The following is a 22,232-nucleotide window of genomic DNA, read 5'->3' as shown; positions in this document are numbered from 1 at the left end:
AGTGATGAGTGAGTGCATGAGTGATTGAGTTGTCACTCATACACTTTTAACTCCTACACTCACTCATCACTCATCACTCATAACTCATAACTATATTAACGTTTACTAACATCGTCCTGTTGCTGAAGCGTCTGCGCATTCCTGATCATCTTCAGGAATTCACTACGGTATCCTTCTTCGTCTTTACCCAGCGCATCTTTAGCTAAGGTCCAGGTATTCTGATATGAGGACTGCTGTTTGTATTCGGATTTACGAAGCAACATTCCGAATTGGGCTACCGCAGCAGCAAATCTGAAGTTTTCAGATGTTTTACTGATTGAAGAGGAGGTAAACATAACCGGGTGAGAAATTAAACTACTGACATCGCTATCAGGTTTTTTATACCGGAATTTGATGGTCATCATTTCGCCGGAATTGGTGGTGCTGCCTGTATTTTCTTTCTGGTATTTTAATTCATCAACAGATTTGATAAATGAAGATTTTACACCAACCGGTATTATCTCGTACAAAGCAGTGACAGTATGACCGCTTCCAAGTTCACCCGCATCTTTCAGATCATCATTAAAATCTTCTTTGTTTAGCATACGGTTCTCATATCCTACCAACCGGTAAGCCTGCACTTTAGCGGGATTAAATTCTATCTGTAACTTCACATCCTTAGCTATCGCAAATAAGGTGCCGCCAAATTCTTTTACCAGTACCTTTCTTGCTTCGCTCAGGTTATCAATATAAGCATGATTGCCGTTTCCTTTTCCGGCCAGCTTTTGCATTTTTGCATCCTGGTAATTTCCCATACCATAACCGAGGATCGTCAGAAACACGCCTGATTTTCTTTCTGTTTCTATCATTTCTTCGAGTGCTGCATCACTACTTGCACCAACATTAAAGTCACCATCAGAACAAAGTATAATGCGGTTATTCCCTGGTTTGATAAAATTTTCACGGGCTGTTTTGTAAGCAAGTTTTATTCCTTCACCACCAGCTGTTGATCCACCTGCACTCAGCCGGTCAATAGCATCCTTGATTTTTATTTTTTCATCTCCGGAAGTGGATGGAAGTACCAACCCGGCATTGCCGGCATAAACAACCAGTGCTACCCTATCCTTTTCCCGTAGTTGATCAACCAATAATTTTAAGGATTGCTGCACCAGCGGTAACTTATTCTGATTTTCCATTGATCCGCTAACATCAATCAGGAAAACCAGGTTGCTGGCAGGAAGGTTATCAGTGGGAATCAATTTACCCTGTAAACCAATGGAGACCAGTTGATGCTCATTATTCCAGGGACAAGCTGCTATTTCAGTATTGATTGAAAATGGATCATCCTTCACAGGTGCCTTATAGTCATACTTAAAATAATTGATCATCTCTTCAATACGCACTGCGCCGGCCGGCGGAAGTTGTCCCATATTCAGCATTCGCCGAACATTGCTGTAAGAAGCGGCGTCTACATCAATCGAAAATGTTGAAAGAGGATCCTGGCCAACTGTTTTAAAACCATTTTCTGTTATTGCATCATAACCTTCACGATCCATTGGTAGTGGAGCTTCGTGTTCGCGCTTATAATATTGATTTGACATTACCTTTTGATCAAGCTGCACACTGCGGGTCATTGACGGCGATACTTGCACACCAGCGACACTACCTAACAGATCGGTTTTTTTTACAGTGCCATAACCAGTCACAACAACTTCTTCCAGTTTGGAAGGGTCGGAAGTTAATTTGATGATTAGATTTTTATCACCGTCTTTAACCTTCTTTGTCAGGGTAATATAACCGACATAAGAAAATTCAAGCGTCTGCGACCTGCCTTCAATTGTTAAATTGAAAGCTCCATGAGCATCTGTGAGCACCTTTGTGCCTGAGCCTTTTACTGATACTGTAACACCCTTTATAGCCACACCTGTTGAAGCGTCCACGACTGTTCCGTTAAGTACAAATGTTACCGGCATTGTAAATGACATAACAATCAATATCATCATCAGGGCGCTGGCAAGAACATATTTCTTACCCGCATTTTTATTTCCCGTTAACTTCCCATCGTACAATTTTGTCTTGGGGTTCGGATAGCCTGCACTTTGCGCAGGTGTTTCAAAAAGCTTTACATGAGGTTTCATATATGTTTATTTTGAATCAGGATGCGCCTGTCTGATTTATTACATAAAAGCCAAAACAATTTTTTCCATGGTTGTTTTTGCTATTTTTATTCCTGATTGATGTTTATTAAAGACATAAATGACCCTGGGGTTGCGGATATTGATCTGGTTACCCGCTACAAAAAGGATCGCGATATTAATATCGTTGCCCTGTTATTTCAACGTTATATGGACCTGCTTTTCGGGGTTTGTCTAAAATATTTTAAAGAACCTGAGCGGGCCAAAGATGCCGTTATGCAGATCTTTGAAGAATTAGTGATCAAACTCGATAAACACGAGATAGACAACTTTAAAGGATGGCTATATACACTCGCTAAAAACCACTGCCTGATGCAGTTAAGGTCCCCGAAGACAATAAAAACCTCGGAATTTCATGCAGAAACTATGCAATCTGGCGAAGATTCGCATCTGACTGCTGTGATGGAGAAAGAAGCTGAATTTGGCAGAATGGAAAAATGCCTGGAAACACTATCAGATGAACAGCAAAAGACGGTACGGTTGTTTTACCTTGAAAACAAAAGCTACAAGGAAATCGCGGAAATAACCGGCATAGACTGGAATAAAGTCAGAAGTTTTATCCAGAACGGCAGGCGGAATCTGAAGATCTGTATGGAAAAGGCAATAATTATTGAAGATAAAAGCATCTCAAAATTTCCCGGTCAATGAAGGACAATAGCGGAAATATAAAAAAGTATAGTGCAGAGGACATCCGGCGTTATGTACAGGATGAGATGTCCCCCATGGAGATGCATGCCATTGAAAAAGCGGCGCTGGAGGATCCGTTTCTTTCCGATGCGATAGAAGGTTTTTCATCGGGGATCTCAGAACATGGCCTGGCTTCAGTGGAAAATTCAGCTATTAATCTGCAGACAGAATTTTCTGAAAGGATTAAAGGCAAAAATAAACGTAATCTCGTTCCTGTTGTTAATATGAAATGGTGGCAGGCGGCTGTGGCTGCTTCAATAATTATAACCGCAGGAGTGCTGGGATACCGTTCATACACTGATCGTGCGGAGGAATTGTTGTTGTCGGTAAACGACAAGAATAACAAAACCGAAGTTGAAGGAATTACGGTCGATTCTGTCCTACCCCAGACTTCAACCATGGAGTCAAAGAACTTGAGTTCAAAAAATTCGGACACATCCCTGGATATTGCAAAAACGGATGAAACGGATGATAACAAACCCGCAGCTAAATCCATCTTAAATAAAAGCAGCGAAAAACCCAGGGATGAAAAAGAGGAGTATCCAGCTCCTTCAAGAGAAGACAGAGCTTTAGCAGCAAACGAAAGGACTGTGAGTATAAAACAAAAAGCTAATTCAACAAATCAGAATACTGCTGCAGCACAAAAGGATGCTGAAGAACAAAAAGATGCTGCAAAACAAAAAGCTGTTGTAACGCAAAAGGCTGTTCCATCAAATGATAAAACTATTGCAATAAATGAAAAAGCCAATGCGATAGAAGACAGGGAACTTGCTCCCGCAAAACGAGAAGCAGCAATGCCATTAAAGAAAGCAGAAGAGTCAGAAGTCAAAAAAGATGTTGCAGCAAACTTACAGTCAGACACAACGAGATCTCAAACAGCTGCCCCGCTTGAGACAAAGCTTTCAGGTAAGGTGGCCGGTGTTGATTTTGATTCCCGCAAAGCCACAAACAACAACCAGTCAGCTCTAAATTATTTCAATGGGCAAATCTTTACATCAGATAACAAACCATTATCAAACGCTGTATTGAAGTTGAATAACAACGCCACCACCTATACTACAGATAATAATGGCAAATTCAGAATTGCTTCTCCCGATTCAGTAATAGAAGTAGAAGCTTCAATGGTTGGCCGCGAAACCACGCGCTTCAGGCTTCAGAAGGATGATATAGCCAATAACCTGCTCCTGCCCGATGTAGACAATACGCTTAATGAAGTGGTTGTAATCGGGTATGGCACCCAGCGAAAAAAAGATATTACCGGTTCCGTAACGGTATCCCGCCGCGAGGCAGAACCCGAAGGAGGCTGGCTTGTATGGGATAAATATCTGCAGACAAATAAAGATTCAAGCCTTGTCCTGAATGGTTCCGCGGAAACAGAGCTAAGCTTCCAGGTTACAGCTAAAAACAAGTTAACCCAGTTTCGGGTGATAAGATCGATTTCGGCTAAGCATGACCAGGAGGTTATCCGGCTTGTAAAAGAGGGCCCGAAATGGAAGCTGCGCAAAGGCAAAAAAGCGGCTGTTACAATCACTATGAGATTCTAAATTTTAGATTATCCAATCTGTTACCTTTGCAAAAAAAAGGTATTATGAAGAAAACACTAATGACTGCCGCCCTGGCTGCCATGCTGCCATTTGCTATGCTCGCGCAGGGATTGAAAACACCCGCCCCCTCACCACTCCAGACTATCAAACAGGAAGTTGGTGTTGGAACAATCGAGTTATCATATTCACGGCCCAGTGTTAAAGGCCGGAAAATATTCGGTGATCTTGAAAAATATGGTATGGTTTGGCGCACAGGTGCAAACAACGCAACCATCCTGACTTTATCTGAAGAAGTTACCATTGGTGGAACAAAACTTCCTGCCGGAAAATATGGTTTGTTGTCTATCCCCGATCCAAAAGAATGGACTTTTATCATTACGAAACAAACTGATGTTACCGGTGCTGCCGCCTATAAGCAGGACCAGGACCTGGTTCGCGTAAAAGTGAAGACAGAAAAAGCTCCGGTGAAAGTGGAAACACTTACAATGCAATTCGGCAATCTCAAAAATAACGGATGCGATCTGATGCTTATGTGGGAAGATGTTGCTTTGAAACTGCCAATTACAACTGATGTTGATGGCCGGGTTATGAGCCAGATTCAAGAAAACATGAAGACTGCTAAACCTGCTTATTTCCAGGCTGCTTTGTATTATTCAGAAAACAATAAAGACATAAACAAAGCAGTCGAGTGGATCAACAAAGCCGCGCAGGAACAACCGGAAGCTTACTGGGTTATCTATCAGCAGGCAAACATTCTTGCAAAAGCAAATAAGAAAACAGAAGCTATTGCAGCAGCAAATAAATCACTTACGCTGGCTAAGGCTGAGAAAAATGATAACTATGTTGTAATGAACGAGAAATTACTTGCGAAGTTGAAGTAATCTAAAAAAAAACACCGGGTAATTCATCCGGTGTTTTTTTTAATTTTCCATTTATGGGTGTTTTCATAACATTCAGACGATAGATCACTCATAACTCAACTCACCACTCACAACTCACAACTTATTGGGCCGTGTTCTCATCCGGAAGCAAATCAAACCTACCAGCTTTATCGTTTCCTACAACCAGGTGAATTAGATAAGAAAGGATGAATACCCCTGCTGCGCCTATCAGGTTAAGCCATAAAAAACCGATTGTACTGGCTGAATTCATAAAATTATTAATAACGTCGGGCACTATATTTCCTAACACAGGAAGTTTTGACAACAACCAGGGCCAAATCACAGACAGGATGATATACAATTCAACAACAACTGCACTTAGAAATACTGCTTTGGAACCAACTTTTTTCAGATAAAATGCTACCAGGAATATACCTAGTATAACACCATAAAAAAGTGACCCCAGCACATTTACTGCCTCAATCAGGCTGTTCCCGATGTTGTACGCAAACTGCGCAATAAAAACACAAAACACTCCCCAGAATAAGGTATATAATTTCGAGAGCCGGTACTCACGGGCAGGCGTAAGCTCAGTTTTTGAAAAACGTTTGTGAAAATCAATGATAGTACAGGAAGCCAGCGCATTTAATGCGGCAGCTATAGAACCCCAGGCGGCCAGTATAATAATCGCGATAAGTAGTCCAACCAGCCCGGCCGGAAGATAATCGACCACAAACCTCAGGAATATATAATTCGCATCATTACCATCACCTTTAATCTCATCACTGGCTATTATTTTTTTTACCTGGCTCCTGATCTGATCTGATTTTTTATTAATAGCTATCAGGTTATCGCTTGCTTTTTGTTCTTCGGGACTATTTTCCGGTAAGTCAGCAAATGTTTTAACTGCCGCCTGTTTTTGCAGCGACACAAGCTCAAACTCTTTTTTCAGAACAGTGAGAGAATCTTTATAGCTGCTTTTTTCCACCTTTGCAAGTTCCACATCATTGAAAAAAACCGGCGCACTGTTAAACTGGTAAAAAGCAAAAACCATGGTGCCCAAAATCAAGATGAGAAATTGCATGGGTACTTTTACAAGTCCGTTCATCAGCAAACCTACCCTGCTCTCTGAAACATTTTTAGCAGCGAGGTAACGACCCACCTGCGACTGATCTGTTCCAAAATAGGAGAGCGACAAAAAGAATCCTCCAATAATACCGCTGAAGATATTATAACGGTCTTTCCAGTCAAATCCATTTTCACTAACACCTGTAGTGATCACATTTAGTTTTCCCAGTCTTCCGCTAACATGAAGCGCATCCACAAATCCAACCGACTCAGGAAGCAACTTTACTACCAGCCAACCGGCAACGAACATACCCAGTATGATAATGATCATCTGGGCTTTCTGTGTATATGCCACTGCTTTTGCTCCCCCGGTAACGGTGTAGATAATTACCAGTCCCCCCATAACCATATTGGTCCAGAGAATGTCCCATCCTAATAAAGATGATAAGATGATGGAAGGTGCGGCTATACTGATACCTGTTGACAGGCTTCGTGATAACTGGAAGAGGAATGAAGTAAGCGTGCGGGTTTTCAGATCAAAACGCTGTTCCAGGAATTCGTAGGCAGTGATGATTTTCAAACGATGAAATACCGGAACGAAAGTGATACAAACCACAACCATCACCAGGGGAAGCCCAAAATAATATTGCACGAATCGCATTCCGTCAGTATAGGCCTGGCCAGGGCCGGATAAGAATGTGACTGCACTTGCCTGTGTACCCATGATACTCAGCAATACTACATACCACGGCATTGTGCGGTCACCCTGGAAATAACCTTTCAGATTTTTTTCAGTGGTACTTTTATATACCCCATAAGAGATGATCAATAGTAAGGTTAGTACCAATACTATCCAGTCTATAGTACCAAACCTGCTCATCGAAAATATTTAGTAAAAAAATAAAACAAAATAATAAGTAATACCAGCACAAGAATAACCAGCAGGTACCACTGATACCACTTTTTAAACACCGGAACTTTATCTTGCTGATCTTCCATTTACTTGTTTCTTCGCCTGAGCATCCACATGATGAATAAGCCAATCAATAAACCCAGGATGAGGCCTATCGATGCTTTTTTTATAAATTTTCCAATTATCAATCCCAGCACTATGGCCAGGAATAATGCCAGTTGACCCCTGCCCCTCGATATCTGACTCATTAAAAATCGCGCTTTTGTGATAATGCAATGATGTTGGCTAATAAACGGTATGCACCCGGAACTCCTGCCGGGAGTTCCCTGAAAAATACAAGACCGGTGTAAACAAATTTGCCTTTCCCATAATCAGTGATGATCAGGCTACCAGGGTTTTCCGCTTCACCGGGATCGGCCATTTTAAGTGGCATCTGGTAATGCGGATCGACCTGGTCGGCAAAATAGATTCCGCGTTCCTGTATCCATCCTTCAAAATCCTTATCGGTGATCTTGTTTGGATAATTCAGTACAGCATGATCAGACATCGCAAATTTTACTTTTGCTGTCTGATCGGTAACCCGGTTCCTTGAAATATTAAAAGGATAAGGACCAATCTTTGCAGCGATCGGCCCGGCAAAACTATTGGTATTATATTGAACAATGAGGTTGCCGCCCTGTTTTACATATTCCATCAGTTCATAGTTACGGTCCGACAGGTATCCATGCACGTTATAAGCTCTAACCCCGGTAATAACTGCATCAAACTGTTTTAACACCGCGATACTGATATCTCTTTCTTTAAGGGTTACAACATCATATCCCATTTGCGTGAGTGCAATTGGAACCTTATCACCTGCACCTTCGATATATCCGATTCGTTTACCTACCGTTTTCAGGTCTATGTTTAATGCCTTTGCATTATCCTGGTAATAATAATAAATGTCCGGAATATGATCATAGTGAATCCCTGTAAGGCTCAGATAAGGAGAAAAAACTTCTTTACCTTTCTTAAGTTCTGTGAAAACCTGTGCATGATCCTGTTCCAGTTCACCCATCATTGAATTGTCAACTTTAAAGCTATATTCTTTCCAAAGACCTTTGGATAAATTGAAGGCAGAATCTTTCTGAACAGTATTGCTCAGTTTCATCCGGTTTGAAACAGAAGCCTGGTAATTATCAAACCTGCGGTTTGCATTTATACGGACCTCGAGATCAGCAGCTTCTTTTTTATCTTTTCTGAAAACCAGTACACTTGGTTCAGTTGACAAGGTTGCCGCTGGTACAATATTTACCGGCTGATAAATTTCACCTTTTACCGGGTCTGTATAACGATACCTTACAGGTTTGTTGAATGCGAAGACCGTGCCTTCGATCAGCATGTTAAACTTAACCTGCATGGAAGGCGGATTCTCCGGAACACCTATTTTTAATTGATCGTTCACCGTAAATGCTCCTTCACTCATCTTCTGTTCGAGCCAGTATGGTTGCGAAAGTGTCCTCGTGGTTGAAACAGGTACCGTAGTGGCAATTGAAACGTTTGCGTTTTTATCCAGCGGCTTATTAAGGACTGAATTTGTACTGTCTACCAATACGGAAACAACAGTTGCTTTTGCCCCTGTCCTGTTATTGATAGAAACCTGGATGCGAATGCTGTCACCCTGTACCGCAAAAGGGGTAGTCGTTGAGGCTTCCAGCCAAATGCCGCTACAGGCTTCAATCAAGGTCTTAACCTCCGACAACTTTTGCGCTTTCCAATATGGATCCGAAAGTGCATCAAGCATTTTATACAAAGACACCAGGCCCGGTACCGATAGTGAAGGATCAGATAAAGAAAATTGCTGTATAAGCCCATCTATAAAAGCACTGATATCTTCACTGCCACTCACTCTCTTCCAGCTTACATCAACACCATCAAAAAGATCTGTTTTCGCCGGGTCTCCTGCGGTATGCGTGAAATTTTCCAACTGAACGCCACGTGATCCTGCAACCCCAAAGCCCTGGCTTTTGTGCTGGCTCCTGCTGATAGCAGCTATCTCACCATAACTTTTTCCAAGCAAAGCATTATATGCTCCTACATCAAGGCTCACCGTTTTACCACTACTATCTCTTCCCATGAATGAATTCCAGAGAATCCGTTTTACCTTCCAGGGCTTAACGCCATATTTAAATTGTTCAGGGAAACGATTTGGATCGGCTGCAGCCTTGAAGGCTTCTTCGGCGATGACAGCAGAGCCGGAATGATGACCATGACCTGCACGGCTGTCGGGTGGAAAACGGGTAACCATCACATCGGGTTGAAACCTTCTTATTACCCAGACTGCATCACTTAAAATCTTTTCTTTATCCCAGATCCTCAAGGCTTCTTCGGTTGTTTTACTAAATCCAAAATCATAGGCCCTGGAGAAAAACTGCTCGGCGCCATCAATCCGCCTGGCGGCCAGCAATTCCTGTGTACGTATCAAACCAAGATCAATGCCCTGTTCATCTCCAATCAGGTTCTGTCCACCGTCTCCCCTTGTTAAAGAAAGATATCCTGTTCTGTATAATCTTTCTTTTGACATATAAGCCAGCAAACGGGTATTCTCATCATCAGGATGGGCGGCCACATACAAAATGGAACCGAGCACCTTTAATTTTTTCAGTTGCAGATATATATCGGCTGAAGTGTAAACAGGCGGAGCTTGTGAAAAAAGTATAATGTGAAATGAAAAGGTTAAAAGAATGAGTGTACACTTTTTTATCATATCGCGGTTTTGATTTTGCGCTCCGTTCGGATCCTGCTTAAAGGCAAGAGCATCGAACGAAGATATAAGTGTGAAATATAAACAATAGTTAAATAATGACCTACACCAGTAAAATTAATATGACAGGCACAGGGCCTGTCATAGTTTATTGACTTTATTAAGATGGTATCACTGACCCACCATAAATACTGCATTACAAAATAACAACTTACCATTTTCCCAGAAACTTCTGAACAATGGATTATCAGACAGGAATACAACCGTTCCCCTGCCCATTTCCTGAACACCCAGCAGCGTTCCGTCTTTGAGTTTGTCTTTGAGTTTTGTACCTACAAACCCGGCCACCTGGCCGTCTTTCTTCAATATGCCCACGTTCCACCCACCTTCCTTCAGGAATTCATAGATATTATTATCCTGTTTCAACGTATAATAATAATCAGGATACCCAAATGCAAGGGGATGAGAATTATCAAGTTCAAGTTTGTAAATAGATCCGGGGGTATAATTCAACATTTCTTCTCGTTCGCGGTTCTCATACCTGCGAATTGTTGCATAATCTTCTTTTTTATCTTCTTTCTTGTCTGCCTTTTTTTCTTCGTCTGATTCCTTTAGTTTGAAACCCCAATCTGCTTTTGCCATTTGGGCAACGGCATTTTCAATCGCTACAATTCTTCCCCCTCCGATTACCCACTGTTTCAATTGTTCATTTTGAACCTTGTCTGACAACAAACGGTAATTACCATCAGGCATAATCAATACTTCATATTCCTTCAGATTAGTACGTGGCAGATCGTTTGCATTGATGAGGTCAACAGGATAGTCGAGTTGTTGTTCAAAAAAATGCCAGATTTCGCCGGCGCCAAGCGATGAAATTCCTTCACCGGTAACCAATGCAACTCTTGGTGCTTTGATATAATGTACGCGGCCTGAACCAAAATCAAATCCTTTTTCAACAAAGGTTGAACTTACCCCGACCACATCCACTCCGGTTGTGCGTGCAGCTTCATCAACAATCGATCTGAGGTTGGCCCCGATCGATTGATTGCTTGTTTTTGTTATGATCAGTGTGCCCTTTAAATAATCGCTGCCCATAGTAGTAAAATCCTGTTCAGCATATCTTACTTTCACTTTTTTATTGAGCAGGGCAGCCAGGAATTTTGCACTGCTGAGCCCGTTCCATTTTGCAACATAACCCGCTTCACCTGCACCGGTCACACCACCGGACTTTGTTTTCTCGTTTTTATTTACCGCTGTAACATAATTGGAAAGCCCATATGCCTTCAGTCCATACACATAAGGTATTGACCAGGCAGTGATATCATAGGTTATGGAATCAGAAAGTTTTGAACTTCGCTCAAACAATACTTTAACAAGGTTGCCATTTGGCTGATTGGAATTGATCACAATATCATTTGCCTCAGCTTTAACCGTTTCAGATTTGCCGGAAAAATAATTTACACCGGTAATGTTGCCTGCGTTTGAATAGTTCCAATCTATTTTATTTTTATCGAGCAGCGTTTGCAGCCTGGTGATCTTATCACCCGGTTCGGATTTTATCAGGTAAGCTTTGAATTCAGAACTGTTGCCCGATTTTGCCTTGTCATAATATTTTTTGAACTCCTGTACCAGCTTACCGGCATTTTGTGAACTGACTTCAATGGTTGAAATACCGGTTGTATAATGATGGTATAAGCGATCATAAAGAGTAAGTGTATCATCAGAGTCGGTAAGTACAGAGGCGCCTCCTCTTGGCCCACCACCCTGTTCGAAAGTCATACCTATTGCGCCTTTGTAAATAGGATAAGTATCGCCATAACTTGGATAGAAAAGATCAAATCTTTCCTTGGTGAAAAATAACCAACCGTTCTGGTCAAAATATTTTGCATTGTTTTTCCCGATGATAGTCTGGAACTCGCGTTGCCAGTTTGTTATCACCTCATGATAAGGCTCCGCACCAGGTGCAAAATAATATGGCGAATTCACGCTTTGCTCATGATAGTCAACATGGATCTGGGGTAACCATTGGTTGTACTTTGCCAGGCGCTGCTGGCTCTCAATCTGCACCTGCCAGGCCCAGTCGCGGTTAAGATCAAAATTGTAATGATTTGATCTGCCTCCCGGCCATGGTTCTATATGCTCACGGGACTGAGTTCTTGGATTTGGGTTTTTGCCTACCACAGAATTGAACCAGTTCACATAACGATCCCGTCCATCAGGATTGATACATGGGTCAATAATGATGACTACATTTTTTAGCCATTCCTTTGTTTTTGTGTTAGCCGGATTGGCAAGTTCATAAATCATCATCATCGCTGATTCGGAAGAAGATGTTTCATTTCCATGTACATTATAACTGAGCCAGACAATTGCAGGCGCATTTTCGTCACCGGCCTGTTTATCTTCTGCCTGTCCGGCAAGCCGGAGATTATTGACACGAATACTTTCAAGTTTGGCAAAGTTTTCAGGCGATGCTACATAAGCCAATAATAATGGTCTTCTTTCATTGGTTTGACCATATTGCTCCAGTTTCATCTGGGAAGGCGTATTCGCCACCACGTGTTTGAAATAATTGACAACATTAAAGTGAGGAGTGTATCTGGAGCCGAGCTTATAGCCGAGGAACTGTTCCGGCGATTGAAGCTGGCCAAAAGAATTGGCCCCTGTCAGCACGATCAGGCAAGCCAATAAGATATTTCTCATAATGCAGTTTGATATTTAATTGTAGATGTGCAAATGTGCGAATGTATGACCAGACTAACAAATAACGAATCGTTCAGGTATCACCGGTTTAAAATTTCATAATTTGCAGCCTGATAATAATATAGATGCAAAATAAATATATCTCCGCCCTGGTTTTGGCTTCTCTGGTATTTGCCTGCAAAAGCCCAAAACCAGCGGTATCCATTCCACCCTTAATACCCGTCAACGCCTTCAAATACGATATTCAGAAGAAACAGGTGGTTGACAGTGGTGCGGTGGTTTCCGCGCATCCGTTGGCAAGCCAGGTAGGGATCAATATCCTGAAGCAGGGAGGAAATGCAGTAGACGCTGCCATTGCCACCCAGCTTGCTTTAGCCGTGGTTTATCCGGGAGCCGGAAATATAGGCGGAGGGGGATTCCTGCTTGCCCATCTTAAGGGCGGAAAAACGCTCGCCATTGATTTCAGGGAAAAGGCGCCCGGTGCGGCATCCAAAGACATGTATCTTGATAAAGATGGAAATGCTGATGTCAGCAAAAGCCAGAATGGTCATCTTGCATCAGGAGTTCCGGGTTCAGTTGCAGGGGCATTTAAGGCGCATAAATATGCAAAACTTCCTTTCAAGGTTTTGATTCAACCGGCTATTGAGCTGGCAGAAAAGGGATTTGTTATTACAGCTGCCGAGGCCAGGGGACTGAACGCTTCCCAGGATGAATTTAATAAATACAATACGGTGATCCCGGTTTTTGTAAACGCGATGAAATGGAAAGCCGGCGATACACTAATCCAGAAAGATCTCGCAAAAACATTGACCCGCATTCGTGACAAAGGCAAAAAAGGCTTCTATGAGGGCGAAACCGCAAAACTGATAGTGGAAGAAATGTCCAGGTCGAACGGGATCATCTCTTATGGGGATCTAAAAAATTATGAAGCAAAGGAAAGAGAAGCAGTTTCGTTTGATTATAAAGGTTATGAAATCATCACTATGCCTTTGCCCAGCAGTGGTGGCGTATTGCTTCCCCAGATGATGAAAATGATAGCTGATCAGCCTATAGCGAAATATGGATTTCTCAGCTGGCAGGCAATCCAGCTTATGACTGAAGTGGAAAGACGAGCATATGCAGACAGGGCACAATTTCTTGGTGATGTTGATTATTTTAAAGTACCGGTTAAGACATTGATAAGTGATGGATATGCCAAAGCCAGGATGAAGGATTATGAACCTGGCAAAGCAGGCACCAGCAGGAATATCGGACCTGGCACCATTCCCGAAAGCGAAGAAACTACGCATTTTTCGGTTTACGATCGTGAAGGAAACGCGGTTTCAGTGACTACCACGCTTAATGGCGGTTATGGAAGTCATACAGTTGTAGGTGGTGCCGGTTTTCTTTTAAATAACGAGATGGATGATTTTAGTGTTAAACCCGGCGTGGCCAATATGTATGGTGCTTTGGGCACTGCTGCAAACGCCATTGCACCCGGTAAAAGAATGTTGAGTTCGATGACGCCAACCATTGTGCTAAAAAACAAGAAGCCTTATATAGTGGTAGGAACTCCGGGCGGAACAACGATAACCACTTCAGTATTTCAATCGCTGGTGAATATCCTTGAATTTAAAATGAGTGCCGAAGATGCGGTAAACAAACCCAAATTTCACCACCAATGGATGCCCGATGAGATATATGTTGAATCAAACATTTCTAAAGAAACCCTGGACAAGTTAACTGCCATGGGATACAAGATCACCCAACGTGGTGCCATCGGGAGAACTGAGTTGATTTTGATTTCGGACAATGGAAAGATCGAAGCAATTGCCGACAGAAGAGGCGATGATGATGCAGCGGGATATTAACCCGGTTGATTCACTTATCTTTACAGGTTCCGACCCGCAATGGGACTAAATAACAACATTAAATTTGAGGAATGAATACAGAGATTGAGCATGACGATGCCGTGGACGACAGCCCGGAGGAATTATTATATGAAAGAATGAACCTGATCGTAGACCGGGGGCAGGAACCTATGCGCATTGATAAATTTCTTGTTGCAAGGATCGAAGGGGCTACCCGGAACAAAGTGCAGCAGTCGATTGAGAACGGGATGGTGTTGATTGATGGCAAACCTATTTCACCAAATTATAAAATCAAGCCGGGACAGGAAATCATAGTTTATTCCAATAAAGAGGTCAGGGGTGAAGAAATTATTCCTGAAAAAATGCCTTTGAATATCGTCTTCGAAGATGCAGATATTTTAATAATCAATAAGCCGGTGGGCCTCGTGGTTCATCCGGCCAGTGGTAATCCCAGTGGAACACTGATCAATGGTATCGCATATTATCTGCTTCAACAGAACAGTGCACTCAGTGAAGAGAATTTGCCCAGGTTTGGTATGGTTCACCGGATTGACAAAAATACAAGTGGATTGATGGTCCTTGGAAAAACGGAAAAGGCGGTCGCTAGTCTTTCGAAACAATTTTTTGATCACACCGTACATCGCCAATACCGGGCATTGGTCTGGGGTGATGTGGAACAGGACAGCGGCACTGTAGTAGCGCATATCGGCAGGCACAAAAGGTTCAGAAAAATCTTTGACGCATATCCCGATGGCGAAGTCGGAAAAGATGCGACTACTCATTACAAGGTATTGGAGCGATTTGGTTATGTGACACTGATCCAATGCGAACTGGAGACCGGTCGTACCCACCAGATCAGGGTGCATATGCAACATATCAGACATCCACTTTTTAACGATGAATTATATGGTGGAGACCGGATTGTAAAAGGAACTGTCTTTAATAAATATAAGCAGTTTGTAGATAACTGTTTTGCGATATGTCCGCGTCATGCACTGCATGCAAAAACATTGGGTTTTATTCATCCAACTACCAGGGAGAACGTTGTTTTCAATAGCGAATTACCGGAAGACATGACGAAGCTGATTGAGAAGTGGAGAGGTTATACGAAAGCCAAGGACCTGGTTTGAGAGAGTTATGAATTATGAGTTATGAGTTATGAGTGGAGTGATGAGTGATCTTATTTCAAAGATTTCCTTCGAAATCAGCTTGTAAAATCAAATGTAAATCATCTTGTAAAATCAAAGAGCGTGGCCGTAAAAAAGCAGCGCTCTCTTTTTTTCAGGACTACGTTCCAGTTACCGCGATAATGTAAAACTTTTGGTACCAGTAAGTCACCAAATTGACCGAGTTCTACCTGCAGGTCTACATCGAAATCATAAACACCTGCGCGGTAACTGAGGTTATAATTCCGGGCGACTATCTCCCATGATGAGATGCGGAACCAGGTGGTCATCTCATTGATAACAATCTGATCTTTTTCATTTGCTTTAAGGTCTTTCCTGGGAATAACGGTGAACACATAACACATCTCATTATTCCTGGGTTGCATGTCTATGATAAAATCATAACGGTTAGCTGCATCTCCTTCAAAGATGGCAATCTTATCGCCGATAAAAGGTATGCCTGGTATTTTTTTACCGGGATTGAAGAAAAGCATTTTAAGCTGCTCCTTGTGTTTTTGAATACCTGATTTGCCTTTTTTTGATATCGTGGCGTTGCCGACAATATTGTTTTCACCGCAGATTGTATCGCTGGTAAAAAACAAACCCGCATACATTTCAGCGGTATAATAATTCCATTCTTTTTTCTTCGTGTATATGTCTCCGGTAGTTGATTCTTCCAGGGTTTCCATCCATCGGCACCCTTCTTTAACCTGTTGCCGGGTGCGACTGTTGACGGTGGCAATTGTTTTGGAATTTTTGCCCATCATCCGGATATCATTTAAAGCCGTATACCCAAGAATATGGAGGTTTTTGAAGGCCTTGTAAAAACTGCTGTCTTCCTGTACACGTTCAATAAACTTTGCAACATTAAGATTGCTGCGGACTATAACTTCTTTAAGGGTAACGGCTTTATCGTCGAACACCACAGAGGAGTCCTGTCCATTTGCAGAAATACAAAAAAGTTGAAGAACCAATAAGGTACCTGATAATCCAAATGACATACGTAATAATCCAAAAGTTATGCGGAGGATTGAAAGAATTTGTTGTTTACAACCTATGAGATAAGCATCAGCGAAAAAAACAATTATGCGCGAAAAGGTATCAGCTGCTGCATCAGTAAAAAAACCAGTGATGCCTGAAAATATGTTACCTGTTGCCTCAGAATAGATAACTGTGATACGTGAGATTGCGTCATCTGCGCCATCAATATTTTGAAATATAGCTTGTAGTTCTGAAACTTTTGCACCCATTGTGAAGGGCATAAACGCTAAGGTTTATAGACCATACGGTAATCCACTTTCACTTTACCTTTTGTTATGTCGTCCAGTTTACCCTTCAGCAATTTGCGTTTAAGAGGCTTCAGGTAATCAATGAAGAGTTTACCTTCAGTATGATCATATTCGTGCTGGATAATCCGGCCGGTGATGCCATCAAAGGTTTTTGTTTGCGGCTCGAAATTTTCATCGAGGTATTCGAGTGTTACGGTTTTGCTGCGGAAAACATCTTCACGAATCTTTGGAATGCTGAGACAACCTTCATTGTAGGCCCAGTCATCACCACCGAATTCAACGATATGGGCATTGATAAAAACCTGTTTTGTTCCGGGTTCGTCCGGGTACCGGCCCTTGTCTTCATCGTCCTGGTTTTCGAAGATCTGGGCACTGTCAATCACAAATAACCGTATATCCTTGTTTATCTGCGGGGCAGCCAGCCCTACCCCATTGCTGGCATACATGGTTTCCCACATGTCTTCCAGGAGCTTAGCCAGGCCGGGATAGTCAGGATTGATATCTTTTGCCACTGTCCTGAGAATGGGCGATCCATACGCTACTATAGGTAAAATCATATGCGGAATTCCGGTTTAAGAACCGCAAAAATACTGCATCGCAAGGAGAATTCAGCGTTGGTTACCTGCATTCTTCTGACGGACTTTTGCCCATGAATTTTTACGTTTTATGTTTCGTTTTCGGCCAATTTGGACGGCAATGATACACATGCATATCCGCATCCTGAAAAAATACAAAAGAGATGTAAAAATAATTTTCAAACTCGTACCTAATTAGGTACATTTGTAATCTGGAACGAATGCCAACAATTGATTTTTTTGAAGGCATTAAGATAAATATCTATAGTATCGATCATGTTCCCCCACATATACACGCGGTGTATAGTGAATTTGAAGCCTTACTGGTAATAAAGACAAGAGAAATCTATGCAGGTAGTTTGCCGGTAAAACAACTAAGGAAAGCTATTGAATGGCTGAAAGAAAATGAAGATGCAGCCCTATATACATTTTACGCTTTGAACCCAGGTTTGAAAAAATGAGAAAGATTGCCAAAATACCACGGATATTACAAATCAATTCAATTGAGGGATTGACAATTTCTGTTGTGTTTAACAATGGCGAATCAAGGTTAATTGATTTTAGAAAGAGTTTTGCGGCTATGTTGCAGGATAAATCATCCCCTGTATCTAAATTGCTGAAATCTTCCGTTTTCAATAAAGTGAAACTGAACAACCATACGCTTTCGTGGGATAATATTGAGCAGGGCATTCAGTTTAAGGATAAGCAAATAAAAGTGCCCTTTGAAATCGGTGCGGATACCTTGTATAAAGCCAGTATTCCTGTCGAACAAATAAAGCTGTCCCCTGATACGCTCGGCGCTAAAATAAAAGCAGCCAGGGAAAAAGAAGGTATGACTCAATTGGAATTAGCGACCCGCAGCGGAACATCCCGCAGCTATATTTCCCGTATTGAAAACGATGAAGCCGGTATTGAATTACACACGCTGGAAAAAATTGTTGCGTATGGTCTGCGCAAGAAACTGGAGATAAAAATAAAATCTTAACCCATCGGATCTGATAACCTTTTTTCTGCAAATATTCCTGCAGCACTATCGATAGCTGCAATTTCATCGACCAGCGCTTTGTTCCGGCGCTGCATTTTTCATTCCCATATCTATCATTGCCTGGGAAGCCATTTTGGATGTGTAACGTTCATCAACGGTTTCTACGGGGATGGTTGGAAATTTCATTTTCAATCTAACAATCACTTCTCTCACTAGAGACCTTCAATATACAAAAGTCTTATCGTCCCACAAGGGACAGTTTGTTGGCAAGCCCTGTTGATATTTAATTCGTAACATAGACAGGCCTGGAAATGGCAGGGTAATAGCGTTATATAAAAGGGGTGACCACACACAGTAAGTTAAAAATCGAAGGTCAAGCATATGACGATTTTAAACTTATAATACTTTTAGATCAAGACGCAACTCGCCGGGAACTTTTAAAATACCCCGTAACACATAATATTCGCCGGGAAGAAGAGGCCCATAAATCGAATCGGGATGGTGTGATATTATCCAGTAATAAATGTCATTTTTACCCTGTTTATAATATATCGTATCTTTTTCGTTGAAACATTCTTTCGTTGGCCGCTGAGCAGCCACTATGAAGTCTCGATTATAATCGAAAGCTAGGATCTTACATGGGACACTTCTATCATCGATACCTCGATACAGGATCTTTCCGTCTGCACTCTCTCGAATAAACTCCCATCCTCCGCTCAGGCCTTCTGAATAGTCACTGCTAGCACCACAGGAGCACAATATCCATAATAGGAAGTGCAATTTTTTAAAATTTGTCATTTTCATTTTTGGGGAAAAATTCTTCTATTTATTTCACCTTGCCCATAAAAAAAGATTCTGTAAGAGGCGCCACGCCCTGCAACTTCACCTCCAACAAATTGTATTAAAGTTTCGAAAGATTTTTTCAACAGAGTTCCATCTATCCATGGTGTAGTCATACTGATCGCTGTAGCCTATAGGCGAAACTACCGTGTTGTTGTCCACACACCAGGTGTTTCTGAGTATGAGATAAACCCATATAGGGGTTGGATCAGAAATCAACGATATATATTTTCTCGTAGTCAAGATTTCATTTTGACACTTTTTCGGCGCAATGTTACGGCTAATCCCGTCAGTAGCACTGCACTTACTCCAAAATACCAGTTTGTTTTAGACGGGATTTTATGCCCGCTTGCATGAGCCGCCAACCAAAAAAATAAACTCAAGCATAACAAAAGAATTACCAGGATCTTTGCCACTCTAACTATGATGTATAACATAAGATTAATCAGTTTTAACTTTACCTTTAAAACCCTGTCTTATTAAACCAGTCAAAAAGTGATTTAGTTGACTGCTTGACATACCGGCAACATTAAGATGCTCACCCGAACGCAAATTAGTTTTCTTTCCTTTCAACACATCTATGACAATCATTGCAGAGCGGGTCAGACTAGCTGCAATAGTGGTTGAACCATATAGATCGTTGGTAAACTTTTTGGCCTTCCTCTGCTTCCCCTTTAAACTGCAATAAGAATTTACACCTGGTTGCTAAGACTTAATATTGATCTGTTAGACTTATGTACAACGATTTTGTCTTCAACAAACGAAACTAAAATTCTTTAGCCTCCTTTTTTCTGAAGATATTCCTGGAGCATAATCGTGGCAGCAATTTCATCCACCAGCGCTTTGTTCCTGCGCTGCATTTTTTTCATGCCCATATCTATCATGGCCTGGGAAGCCATTTTGGATGTGTAACGTTCATCAACAGTTTCTACGGGGATAGTTGGAAATTTCTTTTTCAATCTAACAATCACTTCTCTCACCAAAGGAGTTGCATGGGTATCCGAATCATCCCAGTTCCTGGGATCACCGATAATGATAAGTTCAACCGGTTCTTTTGAAAAATAGTCTTTGAGAAAATTAATGATTCTCGGTGATTCGATCGTAGTGAGTCCTGTGGCAATGATCTGGAAAGGATCAGTGACAGCAAGGCCGGTTCGTTTTAGTCCATAATCAATCGCAATAATTCTTGCCATGCCGTGAAGATAAAGGCTAAGCCTGATTCAATACAAGATCAAGGATAACAAATACGGCAAATACCACGCTGGCTATTCCATTGGCAGTCATAAATGCGAGGTTTACTTTGCGGAGATCTTCCGGCTTAACAATAGAGTGTTGGTAAACGAGCATAGATATAAAAACTGCTACCCCAAGCCAGTACCAGGTACCGAAGCCTGCATAAATCCCTGCGAAAACAACTGTTATGATACTCAGCAAATGAAGCAATTCAGAAATCCGCAGCCCTCGTTTTTTTCCAAAATAGGCGGGAATAGAATAGAGTTGTTGTGACCGGTCAAAATCCACATCCTGCAATGCGTAGATGATATCAAATCCACTGACCCAGAAAAGCACTGTTAATGAAAAAAGTACTGGTAATAGGCTGAATTCGCCCGTTACCGCGAGATAAGCACCAATCGGCGCAAGCGAAAGGCCAAGTCCAAGTACGAGGTGACAAAGCGGTGTGAACCTTTTTGTATAACTATAAAAAAGGATTACAAATAATGCTATGGGCGATAAGAAAAAACAGATTTTATTAATAAACCAGGTGCAGATCACGAAAGCAATACAATTAAAAATCACAAACCGGAGGGCTGAACTATGTGAAATGATACCGGCAGGGATTTCCCTGATAGCGGTACGTGGATTAAGTGCATCAAAATGTGCATCGAGATATCGGTTAAAAGCCATAGCTGCAGAACGGGCGAAAACCATACAGGCAATTACCAATACCAGTTTGACAATTATATAGCTGGCAGACAGGCTATCTGATCCGGATACCAACCCCGGGAAACCGGTGACCGGATCGGCTGTTCCAGAATGAAAAGGATAATAACGTAAAGCAAGTACAAACCCGATCATTGCAAATGGCATTGCAAAAATGGTATGTGAGAATTTTACGAGACTCAGATAATTTTTTACTGTTTGCATAATATTGTTTGCATAATCTTATGTTCTTACTACCCTTCCGAAACCAATGGTATACTTAACCGGCTCCTCACCAACTCCCACAAAACAATCCCTGCGGCAACCGAGATATTTAATGAATGTTTCATTCCAAGCTGTGGAATCTCCAGGCAACCATGGCAGAGTACCAGTACCTCATCAGCCACCCCGGTTACCTCGTTACCGAATACAACAGCCAGTTTCTGATCACCGCCGGGACTGAACGAATGAAGCGGCACACTCTGATGCGCCTGCTCTATCGCATATACAAGATAACCAAGCGATTTCAGCTGCGTTACTGCCTCAACGGTTTCTGCAAAATAATCCCATTTTACCGTTTCGGTGGCCCCCAAAGCTGTTTTCTGGATATCCCGGTGAGGCGGTTGAGGTGTGTATCCGCACAAATACATGCGTTCGATCAGGAATGCATCTGCTGTTCTGAACACACTGCCCACATTGTGCATGCTGCGGATATTATCCATTACAACTACGATTGGAATTTTATCTGAATCCTTAAACTGGCTCACCGATTTGCGGTTCAGCTCGTCCATAGTCAGTTTACGCATCGCGCAAAGGTAAACCCTAAAAAACCTTTCAGGAAACCAATATTTTTATACCGTTTTTCAGACGTTTAAACCTTGCTTCCATCAAGGC

General features: G+C 41.9%; 18 protein-coding genes. 7 read left to right on the top strand and 11 right to left on the bottom strand.

The annotated features are described in order from the left end of the window. Positions 1-95: 95 nt before the first annotated feature. The gene (locus VK664_RS03000; RefSeq protein WP_461397120.1) at positions 96-2,117 is read right to left on the bottom strand and encodes a vWA domain-containing protein; all 2,022 of its coding nucleotides are present in this window, start codon (positions 2,115-2,117) and stop codon (positions 96-98) included. 99 nt (positions 2,118-2,216) lie between these two features. Here VK664_RS03000 and VK664_RS02995 point away from each other — a divergent pair, with 99 nt between their 5' ends. Genes VK664_RS02995 through VK664_RS02985 form a run of 3 tightly spaced genes read left to right on the top strand, consistent with a single transcriptional unit; the run spans position 2,217 to position 5,286 of the window. Beyond that, a complete protein-coding gene (locus VK664_RS02995) occupies positions 2,217-2,822 on the top strand; it encodes an RNA polymerase sigma factor (protein WP_461397119.1) in 606 nt (201 codons plus the stop codon). Continuing rightward, a complete protein-coding gene (locus VK664_RS02990) occupies positions 2,819-4,405 on the top strand; it encodes a carboxypeptidase-like regulatory domain-containing protein (RefSeq protein WP_461397118.1) in 1,587 nt (528 codons plus the stop codon). The genes VK664_RS02995 and VK664_RS02990 overlap by 4 nt, the downstream gene beginning before the upstream one ends. A gap of 44 nt (positions 4,406-4,449) precedes the next feature. After that, the gene (locus VK664_RS02985; RefSeq protein WP_461397117.1) at positions 4,450-5,286 is read left to right on the top strand and encodes a DUF2911 domain-containing protein; all 837 of its coding nucleotides are present in this window, start codon (positions 4,450-4,452) and stop codon (positions 5,284-5,286) included. Positions 5,287-5,407: 121 nt separating this feature from the next. Here VK664_RS02985 and VK664_RS02980 read toward each other — a convergent pair whose 3' ends face one another. The 4 genes from VK664_RS02980 to VK664_RS02965 form a co-directional block, all read right to left on the bottom strand. Next, the gene (locus VK664_RS02980) at positions 5,408-7,234 is read right to left on the bottom strand and encodes a sodium:solute symporter family protein (protein ID WP_461397116.1); all 1,827 of its coding nucleotides are present in this window, start codon (positions 7,232-7,234) and stop codon (positions 5,408-5,410) included. Between the two features lie 119 nt (positions 7,235-7,353). Continuing rightward, complete coding sequence (locus tag VK664_RS02975) at positions 7,354-7,515, bottom strand: hypothetical protein (RefSeq protein WP_461397115.1); 162 nt, start codon at positions 7,513-7,515, stop codon at positions 7,354-7,356. After that, the gene (locus VK664_RS02970; RefSeq protein ID WP_461397114.1) at positions 7,515-10,013 is read right to left on the bottom strand and encodes a PIG-L family deacetylase; all 2,499 of its coding nucleotides are present in this window, start codon (positions 10,011-10,013) and stop codon (positions 7,515-7,517) included. Before VK664_RS02970 ends, VK664_RS02975 begins: the two co-directional genes overlap by 1 nt. Positions 10,014-10,181: 168 nt before the next feature. Continuing rightward, on the bottom strand, positions 10,182-12,713 hold the full coding sequence (locus VK664_RS02965; protein WP_461397113.1) for a M14 family metallopeptidase: 2,532 nt from the start codon (positions 12,711-12,713) through the stop codon (positions 10,182-10,184). 125 nt (positions 12,714-12,838) lie between these two features. Between VK664_RS02965 and ggt the strand changes: the two genes are divergently transcribed. After that, a complete protein-coding gene (ggt, locus tag VK664_RS02960) occupies positions 12,839-14,563 on the top strand; it encodes a gamma-glutamyltransferase (protein ID WP_461397112.1) in 1,725 nt (574 codons plus the stop codon). A 71-nt stretch (positions 14,564-14,634) separates the two neighbouring features. Further along, positions 14,635-15,693, top strand: a complete 1,059-nt coding sequence (locus VK664_RS02955) for an RluA family pseudouridine synthase (RefSeq protein WP_461397111.1) — start codon at positions 14,635-14,637, stop codon at positions 15,691-15,693. A 98-nt stretch (positions 15,694-15,791) separates the two neighbouring features. On the opposite strand, the gene VK664_RS02950 is transcribed toward VK664_RS02955, so the two are convergent. Beyond that, positions 15,792-16,991, bottom strand: coding sequence for a hypothetical protein (locus VK664_RS02950; RefSeq protein WP_461397110.1), 1,200 nt, complete (start codon positions 16,989-16,991; stop codon positions 15,792-15,794). 5 nt (positions 16,992-16,996) lie between these two features. Continuing rightward, complete coding sequence (gene def / locus VK664_RS02945) at positions 16,997-17,575, bottom strand: peptide deformylase (protein WP_461397109.1); 579 nt, start codon at positions 17,573-17,575, stop codon at positions 16,997-16,999. Between the two features lie 239 nt (positions 17,576-17,814). Between def and VK664_RS02940 the strand changes: the two genes are divergently transcribed. Both VK664_RS02940 and VK664_RS02935 read left to right on the top strand, forming a co-directional pair. Then, on the top strand, positions 17,815-18,054 hold the full coding sequence (locus tag VK664_RS02940) for a DUF4160 domain-containing protein (protein ID WP_461397108.1): 240 nt from the start codon (positions 17,815-17,817) through the stop codon (positions 18,052-18,054). Further along, positions 18,051-18,578, top strand: a complete 528-nt coding sequence (locus tag VK664_RS02935; protein WP_461397107.1) for a helix-turn-helix domain-containing protein — start codon at positions 18,051-18,053, stop codon at positions 18,576-18,578. The genes VK664_RS02940 and VK664_RS02935 overlap by 4 nt, the downstream gene beginning before the upstream one ends. A 63-nt stretch (positions 18,579-18,641) precedes the next feature. Here VK664_RS02935 and VK664_RS02930 read toward each other — a convergent pair whose 3' ends face one another. From VK664_RS02930 to VK664_RS02915, 4 genes are all read right to left on the bottom strand, one after another. Then, positions 18,642-18,764, bottom strand: coding sequence for a hypothetical protein (locus VK664_RS02930; protein ID WP_461397106.1), 123 nt, complete (start codon positions 18,762-18,764; stop codon positions 18,642-18,644). A 1,430-nt stretch (positions 18,765-20,194) separates the two neighbouring features. After that, the gene (ruvX, locus tag VK664_RS02925) at positions 20,195-20,611 is read right to left on the bottom strand and encodes a Holliday junction resolvase RuvX (protein ID WP_461397105.1); all 417 of its coding nucleotides are present in this window, start codon (positions 20,609-20,611) and stop codon (positions 20,195-20,197) included. 16 nt (positions 20,612-20,627) lie between these two features. Continuing rightward, complete coding sequence (locus tag VK664_RS02920; protein WP_461397104.1) at positions 20,628-21,563, bottom strand: UbiA-like polyprenyltransferase; 936 nt, start codon at positions 21,561-21,563, stop codon at positions 20,628-20,630. 29 nt (positions 21,564-21,592) lie between these two features. Further along, a complete protein-coding gene (locus VK664_RS02915) occupies positions 21,593-22,144 on the bottom strand; it encodes an RNA methyltransferase (RefSeq protein ID WP_461397103.1) in 552 nt (183 codons plus the stop codon). Positions 22,145-22,232 lie beyond the last annotated feature (88 nt).

This window comes from Flavitalea sp. (genome assembly GCF_035489435.1).
In the GTDB taxonomy this organism is placed as follows: domain Bacteria; phylum Bacteroidota; class Bacteroidia; order Chitinophagales; family Chitinophagaceae; genus DATHKG01.
Note: the sequence above shows the minus strand (reverse complement) of the source record. Positions and strands in the feature narration are given on the sequence as shown.